Genomic DNA, 21,015 nt, shown 5'->3' with positions numbered 1-21,015 from the left:
CTTAAATTTGAATAAAGTATGAAATAACTTATTTTTGCTTTTTATAATAATTCACATGTCTATATCGTTACTATTAAAATACTTTCCGGATCTTACAGAAAATCAGATAGAACAGTTTACAAAACTGGAAGATCTCTACAATGATTGGAATGAAAAAATCAATGTAATTTCCAGAAAAGATATGGAATCCCTGTATGAAAAGCATATTCTGCATTCATTGGGAATTGCGAAAGTAATGGAGTTTGCGCCGGGAACCAGAGTTTTGGATATCGGAACAGGCGGTGGTTTTCCCGGAATTCCTCTGGCGATTTTATTTCCCGATTCAGAATTCACCTTGATTGATTCTATCGGTAAAAAGATCAGCGTAGTCAATGCCGTAGCAGAAGGCATCGGACTGAAAAACCTGACGGCCGTTCACGGAAGAGCTGAAAAAGTAAAGGAAAAATTCCATTTTGTGGTGAGCAGAGCGGTTACCCAGATGCCGGAATTCCTGAGATGGCTGAAAGGAAAATTTGAAAAAGAACAGTTTAATCCCAAACATAACGGAGTTTTATATTTAAAAGGAGGTGATTTAGCTGAAGAGCTGGCCGGAATTAAATGTGAGATTTTCAATCTTAAAAACTATTTTGATGAAGAGTTTTTTGATACTAAACGCGTGGTTTATGTATCGAAAGGTAATTTTAATTCTTAATTTAACATAATTGAAGAATAATTTTTGCTAATTTTATATTGATAATCAAAATATGTATTGTGTTATGAAAAAACTTTTAAACATAGGGTTTTCCGCACTTATTGCAGGGTTGGTATTTACTTCCTGTAATGACGATGATTATGAAACGATTGAATCTATAGATAAAGTGAAAATTGACAGCGTGAAAATTGTGAATGACACCATGAATATTTTTGATGTTCAGAGCATTAAAACCTATTCCAACTATGGATCCCAATGTGAAGGTTTTTATGGATATGATTACATTTATAATGATAATTTAACCCGAACGGTCACTGCTTATAAATTCCGTACGGACGGAAACTGCTCACAGGCCATTCATAAAGGTGAAAACCGGATCAATTTTAACCCGCAATATACCGGTACCTATACTTTTAAATTCTGGAATGGTGGCACAAGCTGGATCACCAAAACAATTGTAGTACAATAATGAAATGGATCTTTTTTGCATGTAGTTTATTAACATCAGCAACCTTATTTTCGCAAAAGATCGTATGGCGGGAAAACAGGAAGCTTACGTGGAATGATTTTAAAAGTCCTGCCAATACCAAAAATAACAGTGATATTGTAGCGTATACCCATTGTGGGCTGCAATATTCCGTAGTAAAGTCATCTGATCCCAAATCTTATGTGAAAATCGATATTGAAACCATTTTCAATGAAGATAAATCATGGAAGGACGTAAAAAGAATCAATGATTATATTCTGGGACATGAGCAGAAACATTTTGATATCACTGAAATATATGCCCGAAAACTCCGTAAGGAAGTCGCGGAAAAAATAAAAACTTCCGGTGATTTTGACAGGAGCTTCAAATCCATTTACAACAGGATCTTAAATGATTACAAAGCTTTCCAGATGGCATATGACAAAGATACGAAGCATGGAATGGATAAAGAGAGGCAGGCGCAGTATAATATAACGGTTGCAGAAGAACTGGAAAACCTAAAAAGCTATCAGAAGTCTTGAAGTTTCTTAATAAAATTATTCACGAATTATTAGCACAAAATACAGATCTGTCCGTATTTAATATCGTAATTCCGGGAAAACGTCCGATTGTTTTCATCAGGCAGATCCTGGAAGAGAATAATTATTCCGGGTTTCTTCCCAACTTTTTTACCATTGAGGAATTAATAGACCGGATTGCTGATAAGCAGCCGATTCAGGGCATTTCGTTGTGGCTTTTTGCATTTGATGTGTATAAAAGCTTAAATCTTATTCCTAATGATGATTTTGCAGAATTTTTAAAATGGTTTCCGACCCTGCAGAAAGACTGGGACGATATTTTAAAGTTCTCTGAAAGCGATCAGGCGGTTCTACAATACATGTTTGATGAAGAAAGGATAAAAGACTGGGCACAAAATTTAGGAGAAGACGATAATGTTCCACGAAAAAAATTCCTGAATTTTTGGAGAAACATGAACGTTTTCCTTCCCGTTTTAAAGGAAAAATTACAGGAAAGAAACTGGGCCACTTCCGGAATGATTCACGAAACGGCAAAAGCCAAAATAGGCCAGTTTGCCAAAGAAACTTCTGAGCAGTTTGTTTTTTGTGGGTTTAATGCATTTACTCCTGTAGAGGAAAAATTAGTGAGAAACCTTTTACAATGGGATAAAGCGCAGTGTTTTTTCCAGGCAGACCATTATTATTTTGACGATGAAAGGCAGGAAGCCGGCAAATTCCTCAGAAACCATAAAACATGGAAAGAATTTAATGACAGCAGGGCTTTTCAGTGGATTGAAGATGACTTTAACCAGCCTAAAAATATAAAGGTATATGAAGTATCCGGGAATGTAACCCAGACTAAGATACTTCCGGAAATCTTTAAAGAAATTGATAATAAAACCTATTCGAATACAGCGCTCGTTTTACTGGATGAGAATCTGCTCCCTGCAAGCCTGGATGTAATGTATGAGATTGAAAACCTTAATATTACCATGGGTTTCCCTCTAAAGAACCTGTCCTTTTCGAATGCGGTAAAGCAACTGTTCTATCTGCAGAAACAATTAGAAAAAAATAAATCATCTTACTATTACAGGGATATTTTTCCGATCCTTGAAGAACTTCCGAAATCGGCTGAAGATGAGGTTGTGATCAGCCAGTTTAAATCAAAAATAGAAGAAAGAAATATTGTGTATATTTCAAGAAAGCTTCTACAGGAGCTTTTAAGTGATCTTTCTTATTTCAGCTTACTTCAGAAAGCCGAATCTACAAGCAGCTATCTTGATATGCTTATCACATTCTGTCAGCAAATCAAATGGCTGGAAATCGATGATATTCAATATGAAAACGTTTCCCATTTTGAAAATGCATTCAGGATTATAAAAAATCAGATCACACCGTATAATTTTGAGATCAAAATGGAGACGCTGGAAATTCTGATCAATCAGCATATCAACTCGGAAAGTATTGATTTCCAGGGTGAGCCCTTACGCGGACTGCAGATTATGGGACTTCTGGAAACCAGGCTTTTAAACTTTGAGAATGTCATAATGCTTTCTGTAAATGAAGGAAAACTGCCACTCGGAAATTCACAGAATACTTATATTCCTTTTGATATCCGACGGTATTTTGACCTGCATACCTTTTTGGAGAACGACAGTATTTATGCCTATCACTTTTACAGGCTGATTCAGGATTCGCAGAATGTATATCTTTTGTTCAATGCTCTGAGCTCCGGAGTTAATACAGGCGAGAAAAGCAGATTTATTACCCAGATAGAAATGGAGAGTTCTCATCCTATCGAACACCTGATTATTGAGAATTCTTCCGAACCGATTTCCAGTGAGCCTATAGAAATTCCCAAAACGGATATCGTCCTTGAAAGGCTTCAGAAATGGAAAGAAAAAGTATCGGCTTCGCATCTTACGAGCTACCTTTATAATCCTGTAGATTTTTATCTTTCGAAGATTCTCAATACCTCGGAAACCGATGAAATTGAAGAAGAATTATCAGTGAAGAATTACGGGAATCTTGTTCATTATTCACTTCAAGAAGTGTATGAAGTGTTGAAAGGTAAAATATTAAAAGAAAATGATTTAAAAGAATCAATTAAAGCAGTAGATCAATATATAAATGTTGCTATCGAAAAGCTGAAACACCAGCCTGAGTTTTATGAAAAAGGAATGAATTTTATTCACCGGGCCATTGCAAAAAAGGTAATCGAAAGCATCCTAAATCATGACCTTGAACTGATTAAAAATGGAAATAAATTAGAGATTCTTGACATTGAAAAAAGATTTGAAGGGGTCGATTTTTATCTTGATGAAAACCAGACCGACCGGATTTCTTTCTTTGGATTTATTGACCGGATTGACCGCTTGAACGGAACTTTAAGAATCATTGATTATAAAACCGCAAAAATCAAAAACCTTACGGTAAAAATCGATGAAGATAATGTGGAGGAATATTTCCACAACAATGAAAGAAAGCAGGCTTTACAGCTGTGTATTTATCAGTACGTTGTCCAGAATCTCCCCGAGTTCTGGGGACTTCCCATTGAAACCGGAATCTGGAGTTTTGCCGAAGCAAGAAAAGGAGTGGTTTCCCTGCAGTTTGATAAGGGAAATATTGATGATGCCATGAAATCGATCCGAAGCCTGATCCTGGAAATCCTGAATCCTGATATCAACTTTATTGAAAATATAAAATCATATTAAATAAAATGCACTTCAGAAATGAAGTGCATTAAAACATAAATAAAGATTTGATATTGAGAAGATTATGTATGTTTTATAATTTTACTTTTTTACTGATTATTTTTCCATTACTCTGAAGGATCTGTACCAGATAAACTCCGGATTCCAGGCTATTGGATTCAAACTGAGGTTTGTTGATTTCCTGATTCTGAATCAAGACGCCTGAAATACTGTAGATAGTTACATTTTTAATATCTTTTTTAGCTCTAACCAAAATATGGCGGTTTTGCGTCATTATTTCAGGATTGTCATCTGATTTTAGATCACCCGTTTGTTTATTGAACTGAAGACTGTAAAACTGGGTAATGATTTCAAAGGTATAGTTTTGATGATCAATATTATTCAGGTTAATTCCATTATCTTTAATATACTCTTCTTGTGAAACTGTTTTGATCAGATTTTTATTTTCATCAAAAATATTAATTGACGATAACTCATCTGGATTAATTTTTAAACTTAAAATATTGTTGTTTCCGGATTTTACAATCTCATTTTCAGTGATTTGCTGTGGTGTGTTTTTAATGTAAGGGATTAATTTGGTTTCATTATTTTGAGCTACTTTTAATAAATAAACACCATCCTGTAAAGAGGATAAGCTATTATTAGCCATTTCTTTACGATCTGATTTTTCTTTATTAAAATCTGTAACTTCAACCAATTCCATACCCTGAAGTTCGGGTTTTATCTGAGAATTGAATAATGTGCTTGTCTTCGGTTGATTATTTTCTGCCTGTTTGGAAGTAAGAATGGCCCATTCATTAAAAATTCCGCCACTTCTTAAGGTATTGAACTTAGCATTGGAAGCCAAAACAAAAGGAACAATTCCACCCACGTGACCTACAGGTCCCCAGTAAAAAGATTCCAGCTTATATTTACCAAGATCCCACCATGGATAATAACCTCTTTGAACATCTATTGTTTTTGATGTGTTTTCCGGATGAATGGCCAGATCTACAGTAGCATGGCCCAATGTCATCGGAGTTTTATTGTACCAGTCGTAGACATCACTTGCCCTGAGGCATTGTCTTAATTTATTGTTGTTATTATTGGTCACATCATTTACAAAATTCGTGGTGAAAAGCTTTCTCCAGATCAGTGGTCCCCACAATAATCCGCCATTATCCTGTGTGACATGATAGTTGTATTTGTCGAGATATTCCGCAGAAATTACCTCAGAAATATCATTGGTATACGTTTTATAGCCAATATTGTTACAAGTGTTTACCACATTGGCCAGGAATGATGTGAAAGGATATATTTCTTTTTCTATAACTCCTTTCTGAAGGGTAACACCTGAAAAATCGTATGGTCCGTCACCCATATAAGCATACTTGAACTTTAAATTGCCGGGATTTGAAATATTTAATTTCTTCAAAGTAGACATAGCGGCATGAGCTCCCTGGGAGTATCCGGCCAGAAAATATTCATCATAACGTTTTATATTGAGCTGGGATAAAACCTTATTGGCTGCCGTTACAAAATCAATCGTTGCAGAAGCTTCGGTAGAATAGTGCACGTACGGATGAATACCTTCACCGGTTCCCATCCCTACATAATCAGGAGCCATCAGAATATAACCGTTTAAAACGTAAGATAATTCAACAACGAAACCTGCCGTTAAAGCTCCTTTCAGGTTAGAAGGAACATTATTTCTGCTATCTGTAGTGCCGTGATCTGAAACTACTGTAGACAGTTTGTAATTGACATTCGGATACATGATAAGCCCTGTGGCTTTTACCAGTGTATTGTTTTCATTTTTAGTGTAATAGGTAATTTTGTAGGCTTTTAAACCGACGTTAAAGCCATTGAGATAACTGACAAAATCCGGTGGATTTTGATCTCCCAGGTTATTGGCAATGAAATTGACCACACCTTGTGGGGTTAAATCTAATTTCTGTTCAATACCGGCAACATCACCGGCTTGCTGTGCAAAATAAAATGGCGCACTAAGCCCTAATAAAAAGAAAGTAAATTTTTTCATATTGATATTTTAAGCTTCGATTAAGTTATATATTTTTAATAAATCGCTCAAAATATTATTGACTCAATAATTATTCATCGAATACAAATTCCCCGGAATGTGACTAAAATAAAAGCCTGGTCAAACTTGACCAGGGCTTTTTTATATAAGAATTTTATTTCTTTAAAATGCGTTGATACCGGTAATATCCATTCCTGTAATCAGCAAATGTACATCATGCGTTCCTTCATAAGTAATCACAGATTCAAGGTTAGCGGCATGTCTCATCATCGGGAATTCACCCATGATACCCATTCCGCCAAGAATCTGACGGGATTCTCTTGCAATATCAATAGCCATTTTCACATTGTTTCTTTTGGCCATTGAGATCTGAGCCGGACTTGCTTTATGATCGTTTTTCAGATTCCCTAACTGCAGGCAAAGTAACTGAGCCTTAGTAATTTCAGTTAAAAATTCTGCTAATTTTTTCTGTTGCAACTGGTATGAACCGATAGGTTTTCCAAACTGCTTTCTTTCTTTAGAATACTGAACTGCAGTACAGTAGCAGTCAATTGCCGCTCCGATCACCCCCCATGAAATTCCATATCTTGCAGAATTGAGACACGAAAGTGGTCCTTTTAATCCTGTAACGCCCGGAAGTAAGTTTTCTTTCGGAACTTTTACATTATTAAACACCAATTCTCCGGTTTTAGAAGCTCTTAAGCTCCATTTATTGTGGGTTTCCGGGGTGGTGAAACCTTCCATTCCTCTTTCAACGATCAGTCCCTGTACTTTTCCGTCTTCATTTTTAGCCCAAACCACAGCGATATTGCATAATGGAGAGTTGGTGATCCACATTTTGGCACCATTCAATAGATAATGGTCACCCATATCTTTGAAATTGGTTTCCATAGAACCCGGATCAGAACCATGATTAGGCTCAGTTAACCCAAAAGACCCGATCATTTCACCGGAAGCCAGTTGCGGAAGGTATTTTCTTTTTTGTTCCTCAGATCCAAATTCATTGATCGGAAACATTACTAAAGAGCTCTGAACTGAAGCTGCAGAACGAACTGCCGAATCTCCTCTTTCCAATTCCTGCATGATAAGACCATAAGAGATCTGATCTAATCCGGAACCTCCATACTCAACCGGAATATATGGGCCTAAAGCTCCAATTTTCCCCAATTCTTTCATCAACCCAGGTAAATCCGTATGATTTTGTGCTGCCTGATCGATCTGAGGCATTACAAAACTTTCTACCCAGTCTCTTATTGATTGACGAATCAGTTTGTGTTCTTCAGTAAGTAAGGCATCAATTCCGTAATAGTCTGGAATGCTTGTAAGAGGATAATATGACATGTTTTTTTGTTTGTTTAAAAATAAGACTTTTCATCATTTCAGAGAAATTTTTTTTGAACAGGCTTATTTATATATTAATATTTGATATTCAGATTTTTAGTGGATTGTGATGAAGCAAAGGTCTGGTTTTAATATTACCGAAATACCAGGTCCTCTTATTCAGTTTTAAGGTTTTTAAGCTTCATCTTCTTCTTCGTTTGAAATAGGATATTGATGAACGGAATTATGAACCTTATTCTTAAATTTATACAGATAAGGAGCTTTATTGGCAGAGCCGTCGTATAATTTCTCTAATCTGTCTAAAATGTTCAAACTTAGTATTTTACGCTGGAAGTTATTCCTTCTGAATTTTTGTCCCAGAATGGTTTCATATAAAGACTGAAGGTCCTTCATCGTAAATTTTACAGGAAGAAGATTACTGGCCGCCACTTCGGTATTGATATTCATCCTTAGATACTCAAGACCGGTTTCTATCACTCTGTCATGGTCAAAAGCCATTTTAGGGAGTTTATTCACTTCAAACCATTCGCAGGTTTCATTGAAGGCATCCGGAAATGTATTGGCAAGGGAAAAATCAATAAGGCTGCAATAGCCTACTGTAACGAATCTCTGAAAGATCCAGTGATCTTTGGGTACTTCAATTCCTTTGTTTTCGAGCAGGATCTGATGCACATTATTTTCTGTACGGTCTATTCTCCCGAAAGTATGGAATTGTTTCAGAAATATATCTTTAAGGTGAGTCCTTTCGTACAGTACACGTTCTGCAGCTTCACGAAGATCTTCGTCATTAAAAACAAAACCTCCCGGAAGTGACCAAAGGTCTAAATCGTGGTATTTTAATAATAAAACTTTCAGAATATTATCATGAAAACCGAAAATAGTGCAGTCCACGGAAATATGGGCCACAAAATCTTTTGTGTCAATCAGCTCCTGAAGCGTTTCTTTGTTTTTTGAGTCCTTGATTTTCATGAGGGTAAAAATAAAATTATTTTCAATATCTTGTTTTAACAAGTTTAAAATAAATTAAACTTACGGTAAAAAGAACAATTACCGTAACTAAAATATACACAGGATAAAAATTTAATAATTGATTTCCAAACAGTAACGACATAATGATTGAACTTACTGAACTTCCCAGTGATGAGAAAATTACAATAAGCGAAGTAAAAAGATTGGTTTTTTCTTTATCGATCTGTGCAATCATTTTTGAATTAATCACCGGATAGAGGGGTGACAGAAAGAAACCGATCACCGGAAATAAAAATAATAACGATTTTGAATCATCCGACTGAAAATATTGTATCCCTAAAATGATACATAAAACCAAAATAATGCACGACAGACAGAAAATATAATATTTTGATAACGGGAATCTCTGGATGACATTTGCGGTAACCATTCTTCCGATATAAGAAAAGATCGCTAAAAAGGAAGTGGCCTGAAGAGAAAAAAATGAATTTACCTTCAAATGGTTTTTGTAAAAAGAGGGCAGCCAGGAATTAAAACTCTGCTCGACAAAAACTATAGAAAAAATAACGGCCAGAAAAACAATGATTGACGGATTGATAAAGCCGGACAGATCGGAAATCATACTGCCTTTATTATAATCTTTTTCAGGTTCAGCTATGTTGAGTCTTGAAAATAAAAAAATTGTAATCACCGATAACAGGGAAATACATAAAAAACCGAATTTCCAGAATTCTGAATACCGGCTGGATATCAGCCATCCAAAACCGGTATTGACTACAAAAATTCCGATCATAAAGGAAGCTTCCACACTACTCATTGTCCGGGCGAGTGATTTCTCATCTGATATATTATTTCGGATAATCCCGAATACACAGATCTTGCCAATCGCAAAACAGGTTCCGATAATGGCGAACCATAATTTATAAAACCAGAAGACTTTTACAAAAGGTAAAATAAAGGAGCAAATCCCAACAACTGTTAACGCCAAAATCAAAGCTTTTTTGGTTCCGGTCCGGCTGATAAAATTGACGGCAAAAAGTGAAATAAAAGCAATCGGTAAATCTTTAAAAGATTCCAGAAGACCCAGTTTTTCGTAGGTGATTTTTGCTTCCGAAAGCTGAAGGATTATAATGCCCATGCAGTTCAGCACCATTGAAAAAATAAGGAAGGTAAGTTTTAATGGGAGTGAAATATTAGGAAGCTTGACGTTCATTTCGGGGGGTAATTTTATTAAGATTTTATAATTTTTTATGAAAATTTAGCTTAAAATAAGGTCTTTCAACCCCCAAAAATAAACGAAAAATTAAAATAATTATTAATATAATGTTAACTATTTAAAAAAAAATATATTTTTATTGTCTCAATTTGAGAATTAAAAAACTAACTGTATATGAATGTAAAAATATCAAGAAGTCTGGGAGTGGTTGCTGTACTTTATTTTACAGCGAATTTCAATGCCCAACAAAAGGCCAATGACACGATTCCGAAAGAGCAAAAAATTGAGGAAGTGGTGATGATTGGTTATGGTACTCAAAAGAAGAGTAATGTGACCGGAGCGATATCAAGTTTAAAAGCTTCGGATATTGAAGACATCCCGGCGGGAAAACCTGAACAAGTTCTTCAAGGCCGGGCGGCCGGAGTTACGGTAATATCAAATTCCGGACAACCGGGTTCAAACGCTACGGTTAGGGTACGTGGTGTAACTAGTTTTGGTGCGGGAAGTAATAATCCTTTGTGGGTTGTAGACGGAATTGTTGTTGATAACATCTCCTGGCTGAACCAATTTGATATCGAAAGCATGGAGATCTTAAAAGATGGTGCTTCTGCTGCGATCTATGGAGTTTCTGCTGCAAAAGGGGTAATTCTTGTTACTACGAAGAAAGGAGCTAAAGGAAGATTGAATTTATCTTACAATGGTTTTTATGGTTTCGGAAATGCCTCAAAAAAATTAGATCTTCTTGATGCAACACAATATGCAACAATTATCAACGAAGGTTTTACCAATGATGGGCAACCTGCAAGATTCTCCAATCCTGCACAATTTGGAAAAGGCACAGACTGGCAGGATCAGATTTTTAACACAGCAGAAAGAACTTCTCACGAATTCAGCATCAGCGGAGGTAGTGATAAATCAACTTTCTATACCTCATTCGGCTATTATGGGCAGGATGGTATCGTGATGAGCGATATTTCCAATTACAGAAGAATCAGTGCGAGAATTAATTCAAATCATAAAGTTTTAGATTGGTTAACGGTAGGGCAGACTTTTTCTTACACAAACAATAAAACGAAAGGGATCAATGCAAACGGAGAATTTGGAGGACCTTTAAGTTCTGCCATTAACTTAGACCCTACAACTCCTGCTGTAGTTACAGACTGGTCATTGGTAAATCCGGATATGTATACCAACCCGTATATTGTAAGAGATGCTAACGGAAATCCTTATGGTATTTCTCCGTATGTGAATCAGGAAATGGCTAACCCTTTAGCGTTCAGATATACACAACAGGGGAGATACAGCTGGTCTGATGATTTTGTGGCGAATGCATTTGCAGACATGAAATTTTTCAAACATTTTAATTTCAAATCAAGCATCAATGGTAAGCTTTCCTATTGGGGAAATCAAGGGTTCACACCTAAGTTTTATTTAAGCCCTACATACAGTAATTTAAACTTTAACAGCCTTTCCAGAAACACCAATAAAAAACTGGAATGGAGCTGGGAAAATACAGTTACTTATCAAAATAAATGGGGAGATCATAACTTAAGTGTCCTTGTTGGACAGGGAGTTTATGAATACAATATAGGTTATGGTGAAACGGTAACACATACCAATTTACCAGTTGATAACTGGCAGGATGCATCCTTCAACTTTTCATTACCGAGAGAGAATAAGATTGTAGATGCTTATGACGGGATACAAACTCACAAAGCTTCTTATTTCGGAAGAGTTATTTATGATTATGCCAATAAATATTTATTTACAGGAACTATCCGTAGAGACGGATCTTCAAGATTTGGTACAAATAAACATTGGGGTAACTTCCCGGCGATGTCTTTAGGATGGAATGTTTCCAATGAAGATTTCTGGCCTGAAAATAAAATCGTTAACAGCGTAAAATTAAGAGGAGGTTATGGGATATTAGGAAATGATGAATTTGCCAACTTTATGTACGCAAGTTTCATGGTTTCAGGCAGCAACTATACAAACGGAAATAACACAATTATTACCGGATATGCACCTGCAACATTAGAAAACCCGGATCTTCACTGGGAGGAAACTTCACAACTTAATATTGCTGCAGATATCAAATTCCTTAAAAACTTTAATTTAACGGTAGACTGGTATAAAAAGAAAAGTACCGATATCCTTCGTCAGATCAGTATTCCGGGATACGTCGGGGTAACAACGAATCCTTGGGCGAATGTTGGGGACATGAATAATACAGGGGTTGAAGTAAGTTTAGGATATAATAAGAAATGGGAAGATTTCGGAATTTCAGTAAACGGAAACTTTGCATACCTTAAAAACGAAGTGATCAGACTTGAAAATGGTAGAAAATTCATTGACGGTCCCGGTTTCCAGTCAATGGGACCTGTTTCCAGAGCTCAGGTAGGTCTTCCTTACGGTTCTTTCTATGGATTTGAATACGATGGAATCTTCCAGAACCAGGCAGAAATTGATAATTACAAAAATGCGAGTGGAGGCCTTATTCTTCCGGGAGCAAAACCTGGTGATTTTAAATGGAAGGATTTAAATAATGATGGTAAAATTGATGATGATGACAGAACTTATCTTGGAAATTCTTTACCTAAGTACACATATGGGTTTACATTGAATCTTAATTATAAAAATGTAGATTTAATGATATTTGCTCAAGGACAGGCCGGAAACAAAATTTTCCAGGGATTGAGAAGATTAGATATGCTTGATGCAAACTACCAGACTGCTATTTTAGACCGTTGGACAGGTGAAGGAACATCAAATACAACTCCTAGGATCTCAAGAGATGACCCAAATAAAAACTTCTCAAGAATGTCAAGTTATTATTTACAAGACGGAGATTATCTGAGATTAAAATTGGTTCAGCTCGGTTACAGCTTACCAAAAGAAGTTTCACAGAGTCTTGGAGCAAGTAAAATAAGATTTTACATTACAGCAGAAAACTTGTTGACCTTCACGAAATATACAGGTTATGATCCTGAAATTGCAGCAGGAGATGACTTCGGAATCGATAGAGCTTACTATCCTCAGGCAAGATCATTCTTATTTGGAGCTAATATTCAATTCTAAACTTTACTAAAAATGAAAAATAAAATATATAAAAGTCTTACATTAATGTTGTTATCAGGATTAAGTTTAACGACAATATCCTCTTGTAATAACGATTATATTGAAGAAGTTAAAAACCAAGGTGCGTTTGATACCTCAAATTATTTTGCAAACGAAGAGCAATCTTTCAGTGCATTGGTTGGGGTTTATGATATCATGAGAAAATATGCAGGAGGTTTTGAAAATACGGTGACATTTTTTAATGGTGCTTCTGATGACTTTTATGCTGGTGGGGGAAGCTCTACCGATGGAGCAGGGATTCAGGGCTTTTCTAATTACACCATCAATCAGACTACAATTCCATTAAGTTACTGGAAAGATTTCTATCAGGGAATTGCAAGAGCAAACCTTGTGATCAAAAGAGTTCCGGATGCCAATATGGATAATGCCATAAAGAACAGATTCATTGCTGAAGCGAAGACTTTAAGAGCTTTATATTATTTTGAATTATTGAGAATGTTTGGAAATATCCCTTTGATTCTAGAGCCGATAAAAGCAAGTGATGACTTTTATAGTATCCCACAAGCTGCACCTGCTGCTGTTTACGCACAAATTGAAGAAGATATTTTATCTTCAATCTCAAGTCTTCCAATGACCGTTTCAGGAGGAGACAGAGGAAGAATTACTCAGGGAAATGCAAGAGCGATTTTAGGTAAAATTTATCTTTATGACAAGAAAAAAACTGAAGCTGCTGCACAATTTGCAGAAGTAAACGGAACACCGGGCCAAACAAGCCAGTATGGATATCATTTAGTGGCAAACTATGCAGATTTATGGAAAGTCGATAATAAATTTACCACAGAATCTGTGCTTGAGGTAATGCATACCAATCAGGGAAGTTCAGATTGGGGATTCTGGGGACAGGGAAATGATGAAGGTAATTCTATCTGTATTATGGTAGGATTGAGATCATATACCCTTAAACCGTCTACACCTAATAATGATGCTCCGGATTTAGTTTCTGGCTGGGCATTTAATCCCGTTACAGAAGATTTATTCAACTTTATGCAGGGAGATCCGCGTTTAGAGGCAAGTATTTTTAATGCTAAAAAATTAGTTCAGGAAAACAAAATATCATATTCTCCGGCTTATAGAGATTCCGGGTATTTCCTGAATAAATATATGCCGAAAACAGCAGATAAAACAAATCTTCCGGGTCCTGTAGAATTGAATTTCCGTCAGAATTATATCGCGATTAGATTAGCAGATACTTATCTGATGGAAGCAGAGGCTCTTAATGGAACAGGAGCAAGAGCTCAGGCTTTACTGGATGCTGTAAGGGCAAGAGTAGGCTTATCATCGGTTCCGGTTTCTATGCAGGCAATCAAAGATGAAAGAAGAAGGGAGTTTGTAGGAGAAGGACAAAGATGGTTTGATCTGGTAAGATGGGGAGATGCTCCGGCAAAATTAGGAGCCAGAGGATTTGTTGCAGGGAAAAATGAAATTTTACCGATTCCTTACAACGAATTGGTAAGTACAGTTATCAAGCAAAATCCGGGCTATTAAAAAAATGAAGTTTCACAGTTTATATAGTTTCTTTTTAAAAAGTACCGCACTACTCAGTGGTGTGGTACTTTTACCTTTATCATCATGCAAATCGGGATCGGTAAATCATGGAAATGAAGTTCAGGTCTGGCTGACAAAAGGTGATGAAAGCGTGAAGTTGCAACAGCAGGCACCCATCGTTTTTGTAAATAACTCCGGGAGCAGTCAGAATATTGAAATTGATGATACTCAAAAGTTTCAATATGTTGATGGTTTTGGATATACATTGACGGGAGGCAGCGTTGAAGTGATCAACAGGCTTTCATCGTCCAAAAGAAAAGCCTTATTAAAAGAGCTTTTCGGGAATGATAAGAATTCGATTTCAGTAAGCTATCTGAGATTAAGTATTGGAGCTTCAGATCTTGACGGGGAAGTGTTTTCCTATGATGATCTTCCGGAAGGGCAGACGGATGCTTCTTTATCCCATTTCAGCCTGGTAAAAGATAAAAATCTGATCGCGATGCTAAAAGAAATTTTAATGATCAATCCGGATATTAAAATCATTGCAGCTCCATGGTCGGCACCGGTCTGGATGAAAGATAACGGAAAATCAAAAGGCGGAAGCTTAAAGCCTGAGTATTATGGTACATATGCCAATTACTTTGTGAAATATATTCAGGGAATGAAGAAAGAAGGAATAACGATTGATGCTGTTACTCCTCAGAACGAACCTCTGCATCCAGGCAATAATCCGAGTTTGTACATGGCTTCCGATCAGCAAAAAGATTTTATTAAAAATCATTTAGGGCCTGCTTTCCGGTCTAATGGGATTAAAACCAAGATAGTAGTTTATGACCATAATTGCAACAAACCTGAATATGCTACCAATATCTTAAGTGATCCCGAAGCTTACCAATACGTTGATGGTTCGGCATTTCACTTATATGAAGGGGAAATTTCTGCTTTAAGCACCGTGCATAACGCTTATCCGGAGAAAAATTTATATTTTACAGAGCAATGGACGGGATCTAAGAGTAATTTTAACGAAGATCTGAACTGGCACGCCAAAAATGTGATCATTGGTTCCATGAGAAACTGGAGTAAGATCGCTTTAGAATGGAATCTGGCAAATGATCCTCAGTATAAACCGCACACAGATGGAGGATGTACGGAATGTAAAGGAGCAATCACCGTTTCAGACAGTGAGAATTTCACAAGAAATGTTTCCTATTATATTATAGCACATGCTTCAAAGTTTATTCCTGCCAATTCACAGAGAATAGCTTCAACACAGAACGATAACCTTTCCACGGCAGCTTTCAAAACACCTGAAGGAAAAACAATATTAATTGTACAAAATAATAGTAAAACAGAAGAAAAATTTTCTATTTTATATCATCAAAAATCAGCTCCTGTCGTTATCTCAGGAAACTCAGTAGCAACTTATATTTTCTAAATTACCATTATGAAAAAGATTTGTTTCTTATTAATATGCTCAGCATTCGGAATCAATGCTTACGGACAAAAAACAATTGACCAGAAAGTTTCCGAACTTCTATCTAAAATGACCCTTGAGGAAAAAGTAGGGCAGCTGGTTCAGTACAGCGGTTTCGAATATGCAACCGGACCTCAGAACTCTAATTCTGCAACGGTTTTAGAAGAAATAAAAAGCGGAAAAGTAGGCTCTATGCTGAATGTTGCCGGAGTAGAAGAAACAAAATCTTTCCAGAAACTGGCTTTACAGTCGAGATTAAAAATTCCTTTGCTTTTTGGCCAGGATGTTATTCATGGATACAGAACAACATTTCCTGTAAACCTTGGACAGGCGGCAAGCTGGGATCTGGGATTGATTGAAAAATCAGAAAGAATTGCTGCAACGGAAGCTTCTGCCTATGGAATCCACTGGACGTTTGCCCCGATGGTAGACATTGCAAGGGATCCGAGATGGGGCAGGGTAATGGAAGGTTCCGGAGAAGATACTTACCTGGGAACACAGATTGGTGTGGCAAGAATCAAAGGTTTTCAGGGAAAAGGACTTGGAAATATTGATGCTATTATGGCCTGTGCAAAACATTTTGCAGCGTATGGAGCGGCAGTTGGCGGAAGAGATTACAATTCAGTGGATATGAGTTTAAGACAATTGAACGAAACGTATCTGCCACCTTTCAAAGCAGCTGCAGAAGCTGGGGTAGCGACATTTATGAACTCTTTTAATGATATCAACGGCGTTCCTGCCACAGCTAACAGCTATATTCTCAGAGACCTGTTAAAAGGCAAATGGAATTACAAAGGATTTGTGGTTTCAGACTGGGGAAGCATCGGTGAAATGATCTATCACGGCTATACCAAAGATAAAGCGGAAGCCGCTCAAAAAGCAATCCTGGCAGGAAGTGATATGGATATGGAAAGCCGTGTGTACATGGCAGAACTTCCAAAATTGGTAAAAGAAGGAAAGGTAGATCCGAAATTCATTGATGATGCCGCAAGAAGAATTCTGACCAAGAAATTTGAAATGGGATTATTTGATGATCCGTACAGGTTCAGCGATGAAAAAAGACAGAAAGACCAGACCAATAATCAGGAAAACAGAAAATTCGGAAGAGAGTTCGGTTCAAAAAGTATTGTCTTATTAAAAAACCAGAAGAATATTCTACCGATTTCAAAATCTGCAAAAACTGTAGCACTGATCGGACCTTTCGGAAAAGAAACAGTTGCCAATCATGGTTTCTGGGCGGTAGGTTTTAAGGATGACAGCCAGAGAATTGTTTCCCAGTTTGACGGGATCAGAAATCAACTGGATAAAAATTCAACTTTATTATATGCAAAAGGATGCAATGTAGATGATCAGGACAAATCTATGTTTGCAGAAGCAGTAGAAACGGCTAAAAAAGCAGATGTTGTGATCATGACATTGGGGGAAGGGCATGCCATGAGCGGAGAAGCCAAGAGCCGTAGCAATATCCATTTTTCAGGTGTTCAGGAAGATTTATTAAAAGAAATTGCCAAAACAGGAAAACCGATTGTATTAATGATCAATGCGGGACGGCCTCTTGTTTTTGACTGGGCAGCAGATAATATTCCAACGATTGTGTATACCTGGTGGCTGGGAACTGAAGCCGGAAATTCCATTGCTGACGTTCTTTTCGGAACAGTAAATCCGGGCGGAAAACTGCCTATGACTTTCCCGAGAACAGAGGGACAAATTCCTGTTTACTATAATCACTACAACACAGGAAGGCCTGCGAAAACCAATACAGAAAGGAATTATGTTTCAGCTTACATTGATCTCGATAATGATCCGAAATTTCCGTTTGGATATGGGTTAAGCTACACTCAGTTTAAATATTCGGATATGATATTGAGTTCGGCCGATCTTAAAGGAAATCAGACCTTAAATATTAAAGTAAATATTTCGAATACCGGAAATTATGACGGCGAAGAAGTGATACAGCTTTATATCAGAGACCTGTTTGGAAAAATAGTAAGACCCGTAAAAGAACTTAAAGGTTTCCAGAAAATATTTTTAAAGAAAGGAGAAACCAAAACCGTAAGCTTTAACCTTACCCCTGAAAATTTAAAATTCTATGATGATGCTTTGAATTATGACTGGGAAGGAGGTGAGTTTGATATTATGGTAGGAACAAACTCTCAGGACGTTCAGACAAAAAGAATCAATTGGATTAAATAATTAAATCTTTGAGCGGGCTAAAAACCCGCTTTTGAAGGTAGAGGACATTGGTTTCAACTAAAAATCAACAGATAAACATCATCTTATGAAAATCAAAATCCAAAATATTTTTCACTTAATCATAGGCGTAGCTTTAATTTTTTCTGTTTCGGGTTGTGCATCAAACAAACCGGATCCGGGAAGGAAGTTGATCTGGAATGATGAATTTAATTATAACGGGCTTCCGGATTCCTCAAAATGGAATTACGATGTAGGCGGAAACGGCTATGGAAATAATGAAGCCCAGTTTTACACAAAAAACCGCCTGGAAAACGCCAGAGTGGAAAAAGGAAATCTGGTGATTGAAGCAAAAAAAGAAAACTGGGAGAAAAACAAATATACTTCTGCCAGGCTTTTAACCAGAGGAAAGTTTTCTTTTCAGTACGGAACTGTAGAAGTGAGGGCAAAACTTCCTAAGGGCCGTGGAACCTGGCCTGCCATCTGGATGATGAGCGAAAATATGAAAAAATGGCCTGATGACGGCGAACTGGATATTATGGAGCATGTAGGTTTTAACCAGGGATATATTCATGCATCGGTTCATACAAAGAAATACAATCATATCATAGGAACCCAGAAAACGGATACTTTAATTGTGAATGATGCCAGTGAAAAGTTTCACGTGTATAAAGCCGACTGGACCCCTGAAAAAATTGATGTTTATATTGACGACAAAAAATTCTTCACCTATATCAATACGGAAAAAACATATGAGGCCTGGCCTTTTGACCAACCGTATTTTATTATTTTAAACCTGGCAGTCGGTGGTTTCTGGGGTGGAAAGGAAGGAATAGATGATTCCATTTTCCCACAGAAGTATTATATAGATTATGTAAGGGTTTACGAGAATAAATAATGAAGTGAGATACAGATCTCGAAAAATGTAAGACAGAATGAAAAAATTAATTATAAGTTGTTTTTTAGGAGTTGTGAGTACTGTCAATGCTCAGAATTACTGGAAAAAAAATGCAGGAAGAACAGCGCGGGTAATTCTTACCAATTCTAAAACCAATGAAAAGCTGGCAGATAAAGGAACCGTAAAATTTGAAAAGTTTTCACAGCCCAAAGAGAATGAGGCCTGCATTTTTGTGGATCCGGATTTTAAATATCAAAAACTGATTGGTATTGGCGGAGCTATTACCGATGCTGCAGCTGAAACCTTTTATAAAATGCCGAAAGATAAGCAAAAGGAAATCATTGATGCATATTACGGTAAGAACGGATTGGGATATACGGTTGTCCGTACCAATATGAATTCCTGTGACTTCTCAAGCGATTCTTATACCTATGTGGAAGATAATGACACTTCATTGAAATCATTCTCACTGGCGCATGATGAAAAGTATAAAATTCCAATGATTAAAGAAGCCAGAAAATCAATAGGGAATGATTTTAAATTATATTTTTCCCCGTGGAGCCCGCCGGCATGGATGAAATCTAATAAAGATATGCTGAAAGGCGGTAGGCTGGAAAATCAGTATTATCAGACCTGGTCCAATTATTATATCAGGTTTATCCAGGAATATGAGAAGAAAGGGTTGAATATCTGGGGATTAACCGTTCAAAACGAACCGATGGCCACACAAACCTGGGAATCGTGCCTTTATACTGCCGAAGAAGAAGGAAATTTCCTTAAAAATAACTTAGGGCCTGCTTTATGGAAAAACGGATATAAAGATAAAAAGGTCATGATCTGGGATCACAACAGAGACCTGATGTTTCAACGGGCAACTACCACTCTGAGTGATCCTGAAACATCAAAATATGCTTCCGGAATCGGCTATCACTGGTATGAAGTATGGCACAACAAAACCCAGTTGTTTGATAATGTGATGGAAACCTACAGGGCATTTCCGGATAAATTTTTAGCATTTACGGAAGGTTGTAAAGAAGTATTTAAAATGTCAGGAATCGAGGATGTAAAACTAGGGGAGCTGTATGGAAAAAATATGATCAATGACTTCAACAGGGGAACTGCCTTATGGACAGACTGGAATGTGTTGCTGGATGAAACCGGAGGACCCAATCATGTTGGAAACTTCTGTTTTGCCCCGATCATCGGTGATACCAAAACCGGAGAAGTGCATTACACTTATGAATATTATTATATCGGGCATGTGTCAAAATATATAAAGCCAAATGCGCGCAGGGTAGCAAGTTCTGCCAATGAATCAGGCCTTCTTTCCACATCATTTATGAATGAAAACGGGCAGTTGGTAACTGTGATTATGAATGATTCGGATCATGATACGGAAACAAGCCTCTGGATTGAAGGAATGGCTGCAAAGCTTTCTGCTCCCGCACACTCCATACAGACCGTAATTTTATAACTTCATATTAAGATTATTTTTGAGAATCGGCGGCACCAAAGGTGCCGCCGATTTGATTTATAGAAACTCCAAAATCAACAGAAATTAAAAACAATTTAAAATATAAACTTTCGTATAACACGTCAAGTTCTGTCGCTTTAGAGGATTAATTTTGTATGGATAAAAAAATTGTGTTAAATCCTTCATATACATCTTTTTACAGTGACATAAAATAATTACTTTTGCAGCAAATTAAAAAACAAATAATAACCTAAACACAAGGTATGAAAAAACTCTACACGGGTGTACTTACAATGTGCACTGTTTTGGGTGTGTCTGCCCAGGAAGTGGTATGGCAGAAAGACATCAAATCCTCTACACAGGATTTTTTAAGCCAGGTAACCACAACTATAGATCAGCAGTATCTAATTACAGGAAGCAG

General features: G+C 36.8%; 14 protein-coding genes. 10 read left to right on the top strand and 4 right to left on the bottom strand.

The window, feature by feature from the left end; translation table 11 throughout:
- Positions 1–55 precede the first annotated feature (55 nt).
- From rsmG to AB8P06_RS04420, 4 genes are all read left to right on the top strand, one after another.
- Positions 56–691: a 16S rRNA (guanine(527)-N(7))-methyltransferase RsmG gene (gene rsmG / locus AB8P06_RS04435; protein ID WP_369838446.1), complete on the top strand. Its 636-nt coding sequence runs from the start codon at positions 56–58 to the stop codon at positions 689–691.
- Positions 692–755: 64 nt separating this feature from the next.
- Positions 756–1,160, top strand: coding sequence for a hypothetical protein (locus AB8P06_RS04430; protein WP_369838443.1), 405 nt, complete (start codon positions 756–758; stop codon positions 1,158–1,160).
- On the top strand, positions 1,160–1,699 hold the full coding sequence (locus AB8P06_RS04425) for a DUF922 domain-containing protein (protein ID WP_369838440.1): 540 nt from the start codon (positions 1,160–1,162) through the stop codon (positions 1,697–1,699). The genes AB8P06_RS04430 and AB8P06_RS04425 overlap by 1 nt, the downstream gene beginning before the upstream one ends.
- Complete coding sequence (locus AB8P06_RS04420; protein WP_369838437.1) at positions 1,696–4,389, top strand: PD-(D/E)XK nuclease family protein; 2,694 nt, start codon at positions 1,696–1,698, stop codon at positions 4,387–4,389. The genes AB8P06_RS04425 and AB8P06_RS04420 overlap by 4 nt, the downstream gene beginning before the upstream one ends.
- 73 nt (positions 4,390–4,462) lie before the next feature.
- On the opposite strand, the gene AB8P06_RS04415 is transcribed toward AB8P06_RS04420, so the two are convergent.
- From AB8P06_RS04415 to AB8P06_RS04400, 4 genes are all read right to left on the bottom strand, one after another.
- Entirely contained in the window at positions 4,463–6,409 is a 1,947-nt protein-coding gene (locus tag AB8P06_RS04415; protein ID WP_369838434.1) for a T9SS type A sorting domain-containing protein, read from the bottom strand.
- Between the two features lie 162 nt (positions 6,410–6,571).
- Complete coding sequence (locus AB8P06_RS04410; protein ID WP_369838431.1) at positions 6,572–7,750, bottom strand: acyl-CoA dehydrogenase family protein; 1,179 nt, start codon at positions 7,748–7,750, stop codon at positions 6,572–6,574.
- A 174-nt stretch (positions 7,751–7,924) separates the two neighbouring features.
- Positions 7,925–8,719, bottom strand: a complete 795-nt coding sequence (locus AB8P06_RS04405; RefSeq protein WP_369838428.1) for an NUDIX hydrolase — start codon at positions 8,717–8,719, stop codon at positions 7,925–7,927.
- 22 nt (positions 8,720–8,741) lie between these two features.
- Entirely contained in the window at positions 8,742–9,932 is a 1,191-nt protein-coding gene (locus AB8P06_RS04400) for an MFS transporter (RefSeq protein WP_369838425.1), read from the bottom strand.
- Positions 9,933–10,109: 177 nt separating this feature from the next.
- Between AB8P06_RS04400 and AB8P06_RS04395 the strand changes: the two genes are divergently transcribed.
- The 6 genes from AB8P06_RS04395 to AB8P06_RS04370 all read left to right on the top strand — a co-directional run bounded on the left by AB8P06_RS04395 (position 10,110) and on the right by AB8P06_RS04370 (position 20,594).
- Positions 10,110–13,013, top strand: a complete 2,904-nt coding sequence (locus AB8P06_RS04395) for a SusC/RagA family TonB-linked outer membrane protein (protein ID WP_369838423.1) — start codon at positions 10,110–10,112, stop codon at positions 13,011–13,013.
- 12 nt (positions 13,014–13,025) lie between these two features.
- Positions 13,026–14,558: a RagB/SusD family nutrient uptake outer membrane protein gene (locus AB8P06_RS04390; protein WP_369838420.1), complete on the top strand. Its 1,533-nt coding sequence runs from the start codon at positions 13,026–13,028 to the stop codon at positions 14,556–14,558.
- 4 nt (positions 14,559–14,562) lie between these two features.
- A complete protein-coding gene (locus AB8P06_RS04385; RefSeq protein ID WP_369838417.1) occupies positions 14,563–15,993 on the top strand; it encodes a glycoside hydrolase family 30 protein in 1,431 nt (476 codons plus the stop codon).
- Positions 15,994–16,002: 9 nt separating this feature from the next.
- Positions 16,003–18,225, top strand: a complete 2,223-nt coding sequence (locus AB8P06_RS04380) for a glycoside hydrolase family 3 N-terminal domain-containing protein (protein WP_369838414.1) — start codon at positions 16,003–16,005, stop codon at positions 18,223–18,225.
- Between the two features lie 85 nt (positions 18,226–18,310).
- Positions 18,311–19,120 carry a glycoside hydrolase family 16 protein gene (locus tag AB8P06_RS04375; RefSeq protein ID WP_369838411.1) on the top strand — a complete coding sequence of 270 codons (810 nt, stop codon included), beginning with the start codon at positions 18,311–18,313 and terminating at the stop codon, positions 19,118–19,120.
- Between the two features lie 37 nt (positions 19,121–19,157).
- Complete coding sequence (locus AB8P06_RS04370) at positions 19,158–20,594, top strand: glycoside hydrolase family 30 protein (RefSeq protein WP_369838408.1); 1,437 nt, start codon at positions 19,158–19,160, stop codon at positions 20,592–20,594.
- The last annotated feature ends 421 nt before the right edge of the window (positions 20,595–21,015 follow it).

Source organism: Chryseobacterium tongliaonense (assembly GCF_041224435.1).
Lineage (GTDB): Bacteria > Bacteroidota > Bacteroidia > Flavobacteriales > Weeksellaceae > Chryseobacterium > Chryseobacterium tongliaoense.
The sequence above is the reverse complement of the archived record's forward strand: the minus strand, read 5'-3'. Positions and strand labels throughout refer to the sequence as shown.